Here is a 13,048-nt window from a genome sequence, read left to right as displayed (position 1 = left end):
ATGGCGGTAGGGGTGAAGGACGTCGCTGCCGCGGCCGGCGTCTCGGTCGGCACCGTCTCGAACGTGCTCAATCAACCCGAGCGGGTGTCGGCGCGCACGGTCGAACGCGTGCAGCGCGTGATCCAGGAGCTGGGCTTCGTGCGCAACGATGCGGCCAGGCAGCTGCGCGCGGGTCGGAGTCGCAGCATCGGTCTCGTGGTTCCAGACATCGGCAACCCGTTCTTCGCCGAGGTGGTGCGCGGCGCGGAGGACAGAGCCGCGGATGCCGGCATGACCGTGCTGCTCGGCAACAGCGACGAGCGCGACGAGCGCCAGGTCGCCCACCTCGAGCTGTTCCAGGAGCAGCGGGTCAACGGCGTGCTGCTCACCCCGGCCTCGGACGACCTCGCCGCCGTGCACCGCTTCGCCGCCGGAGGGATGCCGGTGATCCTCGTCGACCGCGAGGTCGAGGAGGGCGTGCTGCCCTCGGTCTCGGTCGACGACGTCGAGGGAGGACGACTCGCCGCCGAGCACCTGCTCTCAGGCGGTCGGCGTCGGCTCGCGTTCGTCGGCGGGCCGTCGTCGGTGCAGCAGGTCGCCGATCGTCTGCGAGGAGTCAGAGCTGCGGTCGCCCAGCATCCGGACTCCTCCCTGGAGGTCTTCGAGCAGTCGGCGCTGACCGTGCTGCAGGGCCGCGCCGCCGGTGAGGCGATCGCCGCGCGCCCGCAGGAGTCGCGTCCGGATGCGGTCTTCGCCGCGAACGACCTGCTCGCGGTCGGGCTGCTCCAGGCGTTCAGCTTCGGCTCGGGCATCCGGGTGCCGCAGGACATCGCCATGGTGGGCTACGACGACATCGACTTCGCCTCGGCGACCGTCGTTCCGCTCAGCTCGGTGCGTCAGCCGGCGCGACTGCTCGGGTGGACGGGCGTCGACCTGCTGCTCAAGCAGCTGGACGGGGTGGAGCACGACCGCCGGGTGCGGTTCCAGCCGGAGCTCGTCGTGCGGGAGTCGAGCGCGGCCCGGGACTGATCCCTCCGCAGCGATCGCCGATTCGTGGCTGCCCTCCGAACCCGTTATGATTGCAGGGTGCATCCGTTCTTCACGGTCCGGATGCCTGGAGACGTCGCATAGTCCGGCCGAGTGCACCACCCTGCTAAGGTGGAGTCCCCTCACGGGGACCAGGGGTTCAAATCCCCTCGTCTCCGCAACAGAGTCCCGGTCAGAAGCCGTTTTCATGCGGCCGACCCAGCGCCAGGGATCGTCGTCCGTCTCGCGCGTGGTCTCTCGCACGGGCGTTCGATCAGGCTCCGGCGTCCCGAGACGCGATCGCAGCCGCGAGGTACGACGACGTCGTGCTCCCGTTCGCCGAGGCGACCGCCCGCGGAGTCCCCTGGGCCACGACCGAGCCCCCGAGGTCTCCCGCTCCCGGTCCCATGTCGATCACCCAGTCGGCCTGCGCGACCACGCGCATGTCGTGCTCGACCATCACGACGGTGTTGCCGGCATCGACCAGATGCTGCAGGTGGACGAGCAGCCGATCTGTGTCGGACGGATGGAGCCCCGAGGTGGGCTCGTCGAGCAGATAGAGCGTGTCGCCGTGCTGCGCACGCCGCAGCTCGGATGCCAGCTTCACCCGCTGCGCTTCGCCGCCCGACAGCTCGGTGGCCGACTGTCCCAACGGAAGATACCCGAGTCCCACGTCGAGCAGCGCGTCGAGGTGACGGGCGACGTCCGCATCGTCGGCGAACAGGGTGCGGGCGTCGTGCACGCTCATCGCGAGGACGTCGGCGATCGTATGCCCGTGCAGCTCGATCTCCAGCGTGTCCGGGTTGTAGCGGGTGCCGCCGCAGGTGCCGCACGGTGCATGGACGGTGGGGAGGAAGAGCAGCTCGACCTCGACCGTGCCCTCTCCCTTGCACGTCGGGCATCGACCGCTCGGCAGATTGAAGGAGAAGCGGCTCGCGGCGTACCGCCTGCGGCGGGCCTCCGGCGTCGCGGCGAACAGTGCGCGGACGCGATCGAAGAGCCCCGTGTAGGTCGCCACATTGGATCGTGAGGTGCGTCCGATCGGCTTCTGGCTGACCTGAACCACACGACGCACGCGTCCGGCCGGGCCCGAGGCGTGCCCGGTCGTCTCGGACGTCGGTGAGGAGAAGAGCGGATCCGCGGTCGCGCCGCTGCGCTGTGCCGGGGCCTCGACGGTCTCGCTGTCGACCTCGCTCGACAGGCTCCTGCGCAGCAGATCCGGCAGGGCCTGAGTGACCAGCGATGACTTGCCCGAACCGGACACGCCGGTGACGGCGGTGAGGCATCCGAGCGGAATCGACAGCGAGACGCTGCGAAGGTTGTTGCGAGCGACGTCGACGAGCTCGAGGTGGCTGTCGGCCACGCGAGGGGCGCGCACAGGTGTCGTCGACGGGTCGGTGGACAGGGACTCGGCGAAGAGGTAGCGGCGGGTCTGCGAGGCCTCCGCGTGCCGCAGGCCGTCGATCGGACCGGAGTAGACGATCGTGCCCCCGGTGGCTCCCGCGCCGGGACCGATGTCGACGATCCAGTCCGCGTGCCGGATCACGTCGAGCGAATGCTCCACGAAGAACACCGTGTTGCCTGAATCCCTGAGCGATCGGAGAATGCGCACGAGCGCTTCGCCGTCGGCGGGATGGAGCCCCGCAGACGGCTCGTCGAGCACGAACATGACGCCGAACAGCTGCGAGAGCACCTGGGTCGCGAGCCGCATGCGCTGCAGTTCCCCCGACGACAGGGTCGGAGTCGACCGATCCAGCGAGAGATAGCCGAGGCCGAGTTCGATGATGGGCGAGACCCGATCGCGCAGTTCGTTCACGAGCCGTCTTGCGGCGAGCTGCTTCTCGGGTGCGAGCGCCTTCTCGGCGTCGCCCGAGAGCGCGCCGTCGGAGGGGGCCAGCGCCGTCTCCAGGAGCGCGGCGAGGTCGGCGAGCGGCAACGCGGCCATCTGGGTGATGTCGAGACCGGCGAACGTCACCGCGAGTGCCTCGGGCTTCAGACGACGCCCCTCGCACATCGGGCAGCGGACGCTGATCATGAAGCTCGCCGCGCGCTCCCGCATCTTCGCGCTCTTGGAATTGGCGAACGTGTTGAGCACGTACTGCCGCACGCCGACGAACGTGCTCATGTACGAGGGCTCGATTCCTGCGGCCACGGCTTTTCGCACCTGGGCCGGAGGGCGGTCGGTGAACACCGGGACCTGCGGCGACTCCTCGGTGTAGAGCACCCATCGGCGCTGCTCCTCAGGGAGCTCCCGCCACGGGATGTCGATGTCGTACCCCAGCGAGATCAGGCTGTCGATGAGCTGCTTGCCGTGCCAGGCCCGCGGCCAGGCGTCGAGCGCGCGGTCGCGGATCGTGAGCGAGTCGTCCGGCACCATGAGGTGAAGAGGCACGTCGTAGACCTGTCCGATGCCATGGCACTTCGGGCAGGCGCCCTGCACGGTGTTCGCGGAGAAGTCCTCGGCGAACAACGGGGCGGCGCCTGGCGGGTACGAGCCGACGCGCGAGAACAGCATGCGCACGACATTGCCGATCGAGGTGGCGCTGCCCACGGTGGATCGTGCGCTGCCGGCCGTTCGCTGCTGGGGGAGGGCGACTGCCGGGGGCAGCCCTTCGATCGCGTCGACGTCCGGGATGTCGACCTGGCTCATCAGCCGCCTCGCGTAGGGCGCCACGGACTCGAAGTACCGGCGCTGCGCTTCGGCGTAGAGCGTGCCGAAGGCGAGGGAGCTCTTTCCCGACCCTGAGACGCCCGTGAAGGCGACGAGCGCGTCGCGGGGGATCTCGACGTCCACGTCGCGCAGGTTGTGCTCGCGTGCGCCGGTCACGACGATCGCGTTCGACGCACTGGAGAGCTTCGGTGGCGTCCCGTCCATGCTGGTCCTCTTCTCGTATCCGCGCACTGCGGGGTGTGGATGCGACGATCGCCGGCTCTGCGCCAGGCTACCTCGCACCTGCGACATCCTCCGTGGCCTTGACACGGGTCGCTAGCCTCCCCCTCTCGCGGCTCCCCGCCCGGTGTCGGACCCGATCGATAGAGTCGAGACATGACTGCGACGAAGGTGTTGTTCATCGGTGGCACGGGAATCATCTCCTCAGCGGCGAGTGCGCTCGCCGCGTCTCGGGGCATGGAGGTGACGCTCCTGAATCGCGGGCAGTCGCGCAGGGCGCCCGCCGAGGGCGTCGAAGTGCTGACCGCCGACATCTCGGATGATGCGGCCGTCGACGCGGCTCTCGCAGGCCGCGAGTTCGATGTCGTGGCAGACATGATCGCGTTCACGCCTGAGCAGGTGCAGCGCGACATCGACCGCTTCGAAGGACGCACCGGGCAGTACGTCTTCATCAGCTCGGCATCCGCCTACCAGAAGCCGGTCTCTCGCCTGCCGATCACCGAATCCACGCCGTTGCGCAATCCGCACTGGCAGTACTCCCGCGACAAGATCGCCTGTGAGGACCTGCTGACAGCCGCCTACCGCGATCGCGGCTTCCCCGTCACGGTGCTGCGCCCTTCGCACACGTACGACAGATGGACGATCCCGGCCTTCGGCGGATGGACCGCTATCGATCGCATCCGCCGCGGCCAGGAGATCGTCGTGCACGGCGACGGCACCTCGCTGTGGACCCTCACCCATGCCGACGACTTCGCGGTGGGTTTCGCCGGGCTCCTCGGCAATCCGCTGGCGTGCGGCGACACCTTCCAGATCACGAGCGACTTCGTCTACACCTGGAACGAGATCTACTCGATCCTCGGACGCGCCGCAGGCTCCGAGCCGAAGATCCGCTACGCCACGAGCGCCTCGATCGAGGAGGCTGCTCCGCAGCACGCCGGTCAACTCACCGGCGACATGGCGCACTCGGTCGTCTTCGACAACACGAAGATCCGCCGCCTCGTGCCCGACTTCAATCCGGTCGTCCCCCTGCACACCGCGGCGCGAGAGATCATCGACTGGCACGACTCGCATCCCGAGCTGCAGCGCGTCGATCCCGAGATCAACGCGCTCTTCGAGAGCCTCCTCGCCTGAACGCTCGAAGGCGATCGTGGCGACCAGGGGCGCTCAGCCCGCGGCGAGGACCGCCAGCACGTTCCCGGCAGGGTCCGTGAACCAGGCGATGTCCGGCCCGCGATCAGGGCCTCCCCGCAGGATCCCCTTCTCGTCGGTGGCGAATTCGGAGTCGTCGTAGATCTTCGTCACGACTCCGCGCGCGTTGAGGTCGTCCACTGCCGCCTCGACATCATCGACCGGGAAGTTCAGGATCGTGAAGCTCGCGGGCGTGTGGTTCGGCTTCGCGTAGACGAGGATCGAACCGCCGTCGGGCAGTGCGATGTCGAGGAAGCCCATGGCGTTGGTGGTGACGTCCATGCCGAGGGTGTCGCCGTAGAAGGTGCGGGCGGCGTCGATGTCGTCGACGCTGAAGCCGCTGAACGCATGTGTGGTCTGGAATGCCGTCATGCGATCAGCATGCGCCGGTAGGCGCGCGCTGTCCACCCCTACGGGCGCACCTGATTGAGAAGAGGCTCGCCCGCGAGCAGGCGTCTGACGTTGTCGTCGACCAGTCGCGCGGCGCCGACCGGTCGGTTCCCGGCGATGTGCGGGGTGATCAGGAGGTTCGGCGCGTCCCAGAGCGGGTCGGATGCCGGAAGCGGCTCGGACTTCATGACGTCGACGGCCGCCGCGCGCAGCTGCCCCGATTCGAGAGCGTCGACCAGTGCCCGCTCGTCGACGGTGGCCCCTCTGCCGACGTTCACGAAGGCGGCACCTGGCTTGAGGGCGCCGAAGACCGTCGCGTCGAACAGATCCGCGGTGTTGTCGGTGGCGGGGAGGATCGACACGAGGACATCGGTGTCGGCGAGGATCGCCGCGGCATCCGCATCGGCGTGCACGGGGAACCCCGACCGCTCTCCCGCGGTACGTGCGATGCCCTGCACCTCGGCGCCGAGCGCCGTCAGCAGGGGAGCGAGGGTCGCGGCGATGGATCCGAAGCCCCAGATGGTGACCGCAGCCCCGGCGAGCGTGTGCTGCGCGCGGGTGCCTGGTGCGCTCTGCTCGTCGATGAACTCCTCGTCCCAGCGATGATCGCGCTGCGCATCGCGCAACCGATCCAGCCGTCGCACCGCGCTCAGGATCAGCGCCAGCGCGTGCTCGGCGACCGGGCCGTCGTGCAGTGAGCGGCCGGAGCAGATGCGCACGTCGTCGCCGAAGCCGGCGCCCAGCACCACATCGGCTCCCGAGGCGAGAGCCTGGACGAGCCGAAGGTCGGGCAGAGCGCGGGCGGCCTCCTGCAGCCACGACGCGGAGTTGTGCCAGGCGACCAAAACCTCCGCGTCACGATGCTCGGCGGGGATCGGCTCGTCGATGTCGTAGACGACGCTCTCGACGTCGGCCGTCAGGGCGAGCTCGATGGTGTTCGGGATCAGGATCTTCATGCGCGCCTCCAGGTCACGGTCTCTTACTGTTGCGGGGATTCTGTCGACTCACGCCAGACGACGGTGAGCAGATCGGTCGGCCGCTCCGGTTCGTCGCCACCGCGGACGGCGGCGATCAGCCGCTGCATCGAGTACGCGCCGAGGCGCTCGCGATCCTGCGCGACGCTGGTGAGCGACGGGACGAGGAAAGCGCTCTGGTGCAGGTCGTCCCAGCCCGTCACGGCGACATCGCCGGGCAGTCGCCATCCTCGGCGAGTGGCCGCTCTGATGGCGCCGGCGGCGATCACGTCGTTGGCGGCGATCACGGCGAGAGGCGGCGCATCATCGGGCAGTGCGGCGATCGCTGTCTCGCCCGCCGTGCCGCTCCAGTCGCCCTCCGCGACGCCGAGCGAGTCGAGCCCGAGTCGTCCGACGGTGTCGAGGTAGGCAGCCCGCCTGGCACGAGCCGAGGGGAAGTCCTCGTCGCCGGCGAGGTGCAGGAAGCGGCGATGGCCGAGCGTGGCGAGGTGCTCGATCATCTCGACGATCGGGCGCGCGTCGGTGAACTCCCCGGTCATGTGCATCGCCTCGTCGAACTCGCCGACGGCGAGCACGACGGTCGCGGTCGGCGTCGTGTCGACCTCGGGCACCGGGGTGAAGGAGAGCACTCCCTCGTACTGGCCGGAGTCGACGACCTCGGACAGACGGTCGGCACGCGCCTCGATCGGCTCGGGAAGACTGACGACCTCGACGACGTATCCCTCGTCGCGTGCTGCGGATACCGCGCCGGACAGGAGCGTGAGGGGATTCATGGTGGCGATCGGCACCACGACCGCCAGACGCCCGGTGCGCTGCGTGCGCATCGAGCGGGCGGCGAGGTTCGGGCGGTAGTTCAGCTCGGTCGCGGCGCGGAGTACTCTCTGGCGGGTCGCCTCGGAGATGCCGGTGCGCCCGGTGAAGACGAAAGAGACGGTCGACTGCGAGACCCCTGCGAGGTGGGCCACGTCGTGGCTGGTCGGGCGCTTCTCCACGGCATCCCTCCTCTCGGGCTTGACGGAACGGGACCGCGTATCGATACTATCTACTACGTCTTAGTAATACGTAGTAACGGTTCGACTCAGTGAGGAGTGCAGCATGCGCAAGGTCGGGATCATCGGCACCGGCGGCATAGCCGACGCCCACATCGCCGGGTACCTCGCGTTCCCGGAGGACTGTGAGATCACAGCGCTCGCGGACGTGGTTCCGGGCAAAGCCGCGCAGAAGGCGGCCGATCTCGGCCTCGTCGGCGCTGTCGCGTTCGACGACCCGCTGCACATGCTCGCGCAGGCCGACCTCGACCTCGTCAGCATCGCGACGCCTCCCTCGACCCACGCGGCGCTCGCGATCGCGGCGCTCGATGCCGGCATCGACGTGCTCGTGGAGAAGCCGATGGCCCCCTCGCTCGAGGAGTGCGATGCGATGCTCGCGGCGCAGGAGCGGTCGGGCCGGATCCTGTCGGTCGTCGCACAGAACCGGTTCCGCGACGACCTCGCCGCGCTGAAGGACGTCGTCGACTCCGGTCTCCTCGGCTCGATCTCGCACGTCGACGTCGACTCCGCCTGGTGGCGAGGGCTGGCGTACTACGACCTCTGGTGGCGCGGCACGTGGGAGAAGGAGGGCGGCGGATGCACGCTCAACCACGCGATCCATCACATCGATCTGCTGCTGTGGCTGCTCGGTCGTCCGACCGAGATCACCGCGATGCTCGCGAACGCGCAGCATGACAACGCCGAGGTCGAGGATCTCTCGGTCGCGATCCTCCGCTACGACCGGGGGCTCGCGCAGCTGACGAGCTCGGTCGTGCATCACGGCCAGGAGCAGGGCATCGTGATCCAGGGCGCGAACGCCCGGGTGTCGCTGCCTTTCGCGGTCTCCGCGGAGCGTGCGCGGGCGGACGGCTTTCCGGAAGAGAGCGGGGACGAGGACGTCGTCTCCCGCATCCGCGCACTCGTCGAGGGGCGCACTCCGCTGACGCACGTCGGGCATGCCGGCCAGATCGGGGATCTGCTGGCTGCGACGAGGGAGGGTCGGCGCCCGATCGCCGATGGGGCGGATGGCCGGAATGCCGTCGAAGTGGTGACGGCCATCTACCAGGCAGGATTCGAGCGGCGGTTCGTCGCGCTGCCCATTGCGGCATCCGACCCCTACTATCGCGCCGGCCACCTCGTCTCGGTCGCCCCGCACTTCTTCGAGAAGAGCACGTCGCTGATCGAGGCGGCGTCATGACCGCATCCTCGTTCCCCGGCGGCACGTCGCTGTCGCATCTCGACGTCTATGCGGATGCCGCCGCTGACGGCGTCTGCGGCGGGAGCCCGCACATGCACCTCGTGTCGACCGAGGCCTATGTGGTGATCTCCGGCCGTGGGGCGCTGCAGTCGATCGACGCCGACGGGTTCCGCGAGACGTCGCTCGCACCGGGCGGCGTCGTGTGGTTCACGCCCGGCACGATCCACAGAGCCGTGAACCACGGCGATCTGCAGGTGGTCGTGCTGATGAGCAATGCGGGGCTGCCTGAGGCGGGGGACGCCGTGATGACCTTCCCCGCCGACGTCGTCGCCGACGCAGAGGCCTATGCTGCGGCGGCGGATCTCGGCGACTCGGACGGCCGGGCCGAGCGCGCATCGCGTCGCCGTGACCTGGCGGTCTTCGGTTTCGAGACGCTGCGGGATGCTGTTCTCACCGGTGACCGGGCACAGCTCGAGGCCTTCCATCGTGCCGCCGGTGCTCGCGTGCGCGAGCGAGCCGTGGAGTGGGGCGACCTCGTGCGCGCGCGTCCGCTCGCTCAGGCCGAGCGGTCTCTCGAGCTCGCTGAGGCCGTGGCATCCGGCTCCGTCCTCCACCTCGCAGACGCCCGCGTGCACGAGGCCGTACCCTCGGTGGGGGAGCGGGGATTCGGGATGTGCGGCCGACTGCGCACCTACGAGCTGAGCGACGAGGAGACCGGCCGATGACCCGCGACTACACCTTCGACCCGCTGCCCGAGCCTGTCGTCGGCCCCGGCGGGTTCGTCTTCGCCGCCGTGGGGCTCGACCACGGCCATATCGTCGGCATGGTCGAGCAGCTGATCGAGGCCGGCGCCACTCTCTCACTGGTGTTCGACCCGGATCCTGTGAAGGTCGCGGACTTCATCGCGCGATTCCCGCAGGCACGCGCGGCCGCGAGCGAGCGCGAGGTGCTCGACGATCCCGACGTGCGGCTGGTGGCGAGCGCATCCATCGCGAATCAGCGCGCTCCGCTCGGGGTCCGCGTGCTCGAGGCAGGCAAGGACTTCTTCGCCGACAAGCCCGCGATCACGACGATGGAGGGTCTCGCGGCCGCGCGCGACGCCGTCGACCGCACCGGTCGGAAGTTCGCCGTGTACTACGGCGAGCGGGTGCACTCGGAGGCGGCGATCCTCGCGGGACAGCTGATCGATCAGGGGGCGATCGGCCGGGTGCTGCAGGTCGCCTCGTTCGGTCCGCACCGGATCGGCTCCGGGCGACCGGACTGGTTCTATGATCCCCAGCAGTACGGCGGCATCATCTGCGACATCGGCAGCCACAACTTCGAGCAGATGCTGTACTACACGGGCGCCACGTCGGGCGAGATCGTCAGCTCCACCGTGGCCAATTACGCGCATCCCGAGACGCCGGGACTGCAGGACTTCGGCGACGCGCACGTCGTGCTCGACAACGGCGCGACAGGCTACGTGCGCGTGGACTGGTTCACCCCGGCCGGGCTCGATGTGTTCGGGGACGGGCGCACGATACTGCTGGGCACGGACGGGTACATCGAGCTGCGCAAGTACACCGACATCACGACCGACAACGGCGGCGGGCAGGTGCTGCTCGTCGATCAGGACGGGCAGTTCCGCTTCGACGCGAAGGGAAAGACGGGGTTCCCCTTCTTCGGGCAGCTGATCCGCGACTGCCTCGACCGCACCGAGCGGGCGATGACGCAGTCACATGCGTTCGCGGCGGCGGAGCTGAGCATCATCGCGCAGCGCGACGCCAGGGTGCTCGCCGGCTGACGGCATCCGGTCCCTCGCGCCGGTCCGTCACCCGTTCGGGAGGAGAACTCTGCGTCGGGAGGACGGATGCACCGAACTCGTCCTCCCGACGAGGAGATCTCCTCAATCCACGAGCGCCGCGGCCTGGCGTGCGGCGCCGAGCGCGACGTACTCACCGGGCTCCGGCACCTCGACGGACAGCCCGAGCACCTCGGGTGCGATCCGCCGCACGGCCTCGGACTGCGCGCCACCGCCGATCAGCAGAGCTCTTCCGAGGGGGATGCCGAGCGCCCGCAGCGCATCGAGGCCCGCGCCGAGCCCGCGCAGCATCCCCTCCACGGCAGCCCTGGCGAGGTTCTCCCTGGTCGTCGAGGCGAGCGTCATGCCGGAGAGGGATGCCGTGGCATCCGGCAGGTTCGGCGTCCGCTCGCCCTCGAAGTAGGGCAGCAGCGTCAGCCCGCCCGCGCCCGGCTGCGCCTGCAGCGCCAGGTCGCTGAACTCGGAATGCGTCACTCCCAGCAGCGCGGCCGTCACATCGACCACGCGAGCGGCGTTGAGGGTCGCGACGAGCGGCAGGAAGTTCCCCGTGGCGTCGGCGAATCCGGCGACGGTCCCGCTCGGGTCGCCGACCGCGTCCGTGCTGATCGCGCACACCGTGCCGGAGGTCCCGATCGACACGACGACGTCGCCGGGGGCCGCACCCAGTCCGAACGCCGCTGCGGCATTGTCACCGGCTCCGGGTCCGACCCGTCGACCCTGGGCATCCGTCACCTCTTGGTCGTGGCCCAGTACACGAGGCAGCACGGCGTCGTGTCCGAGGGCGGCCACCAGCAGCTCGCGGTCGTACTCCCCGGTCCGCGGATTCCAGTACCCGGTGCCTGACGCATCCGACCGGTCGGTGACGAGCTCATCGAGCACGGGGTTCTCCGGTCCGAATCCGCGCAGCCGCCAGGTGAGCCAGTCGTGCGGCAGAGCGACGGCCGCGACTCTCGCGGCGTTCTCCGGCTCGTGATCGTGCAGCCAGCGCAGCTTCGTGACGGTGAAGGATGCCACGGGCACGAGCCCCGTGCGCTCCGCGAGGGCATCCGCGCCGAACTCGTCGATGAGGTCCAGGGCGGCACCTGCGGAGCGGGTGTCGTTCCACAGCAGCGCGTCGCGGATGACGCGACCGGACTCGTCCAGTGCGACGAGTCCGTGCTGCTGTCCGCCGATCGACCAGGCGGCGATGTCATCGAGTGAGCCGGCGTCCTCGATCGCCGCCTGGAGGGCGCGCCACCAGGCCTCGGGGTCGACGGACGTCCCGTCCGGGTGCGCCGCCCGGCCCGAGCGGACGACGGATCCGGTCGCGGTGTCGACCACCACGACCTTGCACGACTGGGTCGACGAGTCGACCCGAGAACCAGTGGCATGACGATCAGCGGGCGCCGAGCAGGTGCTCGGTCGCGAGCTGCTGCAGCCGGACGAAGCCGAAGCCCTTGCCGCCGAAGTAGGCGTTCGCGTCGAAGTCCTCATACGCCGAGCGGTCGGCGAGGAAGTCGTCGTAGCTCTCTCCGGGGTTGAGGGTCGGCGTCGAGAGCTCGTCGACGCGGGCGGCGGCGAGCGCCTCCTGCACCTCTGGGTCGGCGCGGAATGCCGCTGCGCGCTCCTTGAGCAGCAGGTAGGTGCGCATGTTCGCTGCGGCCGACTCCCACACGCCCTTCTCGTCTTCGGTGCGGCTCGGCTTGTAGTCGAAGTGGCGGGGGCCGTCGTAGGCGGGCACTCCACCGGGGCCGCCGTTCTCGAGCAGGTCGACGAGCGAGAAGGCGTTGTGCAGGTCGCCGTGTCCGAAGACGAGGTCCTGGTCGTACTTGATGCCGCGCTGGCCGTTGAGATCGATGTGGAAGAGCTTGCCGTGGAACAGTGCCTGCGCGATGCCCGCGGTGAAGTTGAGTCCGGCCATCTGCTCGTGGCCGACCTCGGGGTTCACGCCGACGAGCTCAGGGCGCTCGAGCGAGTCGATGAAGGCGATCGCGTGGCCCAGCGTCGGCAGCAGGATGTCGCCGCGGGGCTCGTTCGGCTTCGGCTCGATCGCGAAGCGGATGTCGTAGCCCTTGTCGGTGACGTAGTCGCCGAGCAGGTTGACGGCCTCGCGATAGCGCTCCAGCGCCTGACGGATGTCCTTCGCGGAGTCGTACTCCGCTCCCTCGCGACCACCCCACATCACGAACGTCTTGGCGCCGAGCTCGGCTCCGAGGTCGAGCTGACGGAACACCTTGCGCAGGGCGTAGCGGCGAACATCGCGGTCGTTCGAGGTGAAGCCGCCGTCCTTGAAGATCGGCGCGCTGAACAGGTTGGTCGTGACCATCGGTACCACGAGACCCGTGTCGGCGAGTGCGCCCTTGAGGCGGTCGATCTGGCTCTGGCGCTCGGCATCCGTCGATCCGAAGGCGAACAGGTCGTCGTCGTGGAACGTGAGTCCATAGGCGCCGAGCTCGGCGAGCTTCTCGACGGCGTGCACCACGTCGAGCGCCGGGCGCGTGGGGCCGCCGAACGGGTCGGCGCCGTTGTAGCCGACGGTCCACAGGCCGAAGGAGAACTTGTCATCACGGGTGGGGGTGGTCATGGCTGCTCCTG

General features: G+C 69.4%; 10 protein-coding genes, 1 tRNA gene and 1 pseudogene. 6 read left to right on the top strand and 6 right to left on the bottom strand.

From position 1 onward, the window contains the following. Together BLW44_RS15365 and BLW44_RS15360 are read left to right on the top strand one after the other, a co-directional pair. Window positions 1-1,008: a LacI family DNA-binding transcriptional regulator gene (locus BLW44_RS15365; RefSeq protein ID WP_060928578.1), complete on the top strand. Its 1,008-nt coding sequence runs from the start codon at window positions 1-3 to the stop codon at window positions 1,006-1,008. Window positions 1,009-1,095: 87 nt separating this feature from the next. Next, window positions 1,096-1,184, top strand: a tRNA-Ser gene (locus BLW44_RS15360). A gap of 95 nt (window positions 1,185-1,279) precedes the next feature. Here the strand turns inward: BLW44_RS15360 and BLW44_RS15355 are convergent. Beyond that, on the bottom strand, window positions 1,280-3,880 hold the full coding sequence (locus BLW44_RS15355) for an excinuclease ABC subunit UvrA (protein WP_167347500.1): 2,601 nt from the start codon (window positions 3,878-3,880) through the stop codon (window positions 1,280-1,282). A gap of 171 nt (window positions 3,881-4,051) precedes the next feature. Between BLW44_RS15355 and BLW44_RS15350 the strand changes: the two genes are divergently transcribed. Next, window positions 4,052-5,026 carry an NAD-dependent epimerase/dehydratase family protein gene (locus BLW44_RS15350; RefSeq protein ID WP_060928579.1) on the top strand — a complete coding sequence of 325 codons (975 nt, stop codon included), beginning with the start codon at window positions 4,052-4,054 and terminating at the stop codon, window positions 5,024-5,026. Window positions 5,027-5,059: 33 nt separating this feature from the next. Here BLW44_RS15350 and BLW44_RS15345 read toward each other — a convergent pair whose 3' ends face one another. Genes BLW44_RS15345 through BLW44_RS15335 form a run of 3 tightly spaced genes read right to left on the bottom strand, consistent with a single transcriptional unit; the run spans window position 5,060 to window position 7,439 of the window. Beyond that, on the bottom strand, window positions 5,060-5,455 hold the full coding sequence (locus BLW44_RS15345) for a VOC family protein (protein ID WP_060928580.1): 396 nt from the start codon (window positions 5,453-5,455) through the stop codon (window positions 5,060-5,062). 38 nt (window positions 5,456-5,493) lie between these two features. After that, window positions 5,494-6,429 carry an NAD(P)-dependent oxidoreductase gene (locus tag BLW44_RS15340; RefSeq protein WP_060928581.1) on the bottom strand — a complete coding sequence of 312 codons (936 nt, stop codon included), beginning with the start codon at window positions 6,427-6,429 and terminating at the stop codon, window positions 5,494-5,496. A 23-nt stretch (window positions 6,430-6,452) separates the two neighbouring features. Continuing rightward, window positions 6,453-7,439, bottom strand: coding sequence for a LacI family DNA-binding transcriptional regulator (locus BLW44_RS15335; RefSeq protein WP_060928582.1), 987 nt, complete (start codon window positions 7,437-7,439; stop codon window positions 6,453-6,455). Between the two features lie 103 nt (window positions 7,440-7,542). Here BLW44_RS15335 and BLW44_RS15330 point away from each other — a divergent pair, with 103 nt between their 5' ends. The 3 genes from BLW44_RS15330 to BLW44_RS15320 are packed head-to-tail and all read left to right on the top strand — an operon-like array spanning window position 7,543 to window position 10,456. After that, entirely contained in the window at window positions 7,543-8,673 is a 1,131-nt protein-coding gene (locus tag BLW44_RS15330) for a Gfo/Idh/MocA family protein (protein WP_060928583.1), read from the top strand. Continuing rightward, window positions 8,670-9,398 (top strand): cupin domain-containing protein, encoded by a 729-nt coding sequence (locus tag BLW44_RS15325; protein WP_060928584.1) that lies wholly within the window; start codon window positions 8,670-8,672, stop codon window positions 9,396-9,398. The genes BLW44_RS15330 and BLW44_RS15325 overlap by 4 nt, the downstream gene beginning before the upstream one ends. Further along, on the top strand, window positions 9,395-10,456 hold the full coding sequence (locus BLW44_RS15320) for a Gfo/Idh/MocA family protein (protein ID WP_060928585.1): 1,062 nt from the start codon (window positions 9,395-9,397) through the stop codon (window positions 10,454-10,456). The genes BLW44_RS15325 and BLW44_RS15320 overlap by 4 nt, the downstream gene beginning before the upstream one ends. Before the next feature lie 102 nt (window positions 10,457-10,558). Here BLW44_RS15320 and xylB read toward each other — a convergent pair. Together xylB and xylA are read right to left on the bottom strand one after the other, a co-directional pair. Next, window positions 10,559-11,827 (bottom strand): annotated as a pseudogene (xylB, locus tag BLW44_RS15315) (xylulokinase); the annotation flags it as partial. Window positions 11,828-11,849: 22 nt separating this feature from the next. After that, entirely contained in the window at window positions 11,850-13,037 is a 1,188-nt protein-coding gene (gene xylA, locus BLW44_RS15310) for a xylose isomerase (protein ID WP_060928587.1), read from the bottom strand. Between the last annotated feature and the right edge of the window lie 11 nt (window positions 13,038-13,048).

Origin of the sequence: Microbacterium hydrocarbonoxydans (genome assembly GCF_900105205.1) — a bacterium.
Taxonomy (GTDB): domain Bacteria; phylum Actinomycetota; class Actinomycetes; order Actinomycetales; family Microbacteriaceae; genus Microbacterium; species Microbacterium hydrocarbonoxydans.
This window is presented reverse-complemented; position numbering and strand designations above follow the sequence as displayed.

Excerpts from the sequence above, each read along its gene's own strand:
- BLW44_RS15325 (WP_060928584.1), top strand. The coding sequence starts at position 8,670 with ATGACCGCATCCTCGTTCCCCGGCGGCACGTCGCTGTCGCATCTCGAC.
- BLW44_RS15355 (WP_167347500.1), bottom strand. The coding sequence starts at position 3,880 with ATGGACGGGACGCCACCGAAGCTCTCCAGTGCGTCGAACGCGATCGTC.
- BLW44_RS15340 (WP_060928581.1), bottom strand. The coding sequence starts at position 6,429 with ATGAAGATCCTGATCCCGAACACCATCGAGCTCGCCCTGACGGCCGAC.
- xylA (WP_060928587.1), bottom strand. The coding sequence starts at position 13,037 with ATGACCACCCCCACCCGTGATGACAAGTTCTCCTTCGGCCTGTGGACC.
- BLW44_RS15345 (WP_060928580.1), bottom strand. The coding sequence starts at position 5,455 with ATGACGGCATTCCAGACCACACATGCGTTCAGCGGCTTCAGCGTCGAC.
- BLW44_RS15365 (WP_060928578.1), top strand. The coding sequence starts at position 1 with ATGGCGGTAGGGGTGAAGGACGTCGCTGCCGCGGCCGGCGTCTCGGTC.
- BLW44_RS15320 (WP_060928585.1), top strand. The coding sequence starts at position 9,395 with ATGACCCGCGACTACACCTTCGACCCGCTGCCCGAGCCTGTCGTCGGC.
- BLW44_RS15330 (WP_060928583.1), top strand. The coding sequence starts at position 7,543 with ATGCGCAAGGTCGGGATCATCGGCACCGGCGGCATAGCCGACGCCCAC.
- BLW44_RS15350 (WP_060928579.1), top strand. The coding sequence starts at position 4,052 with ATGACTGCGACGAAGGTGTTGTTCATCGGTGGCACGGGAATCATCTCC.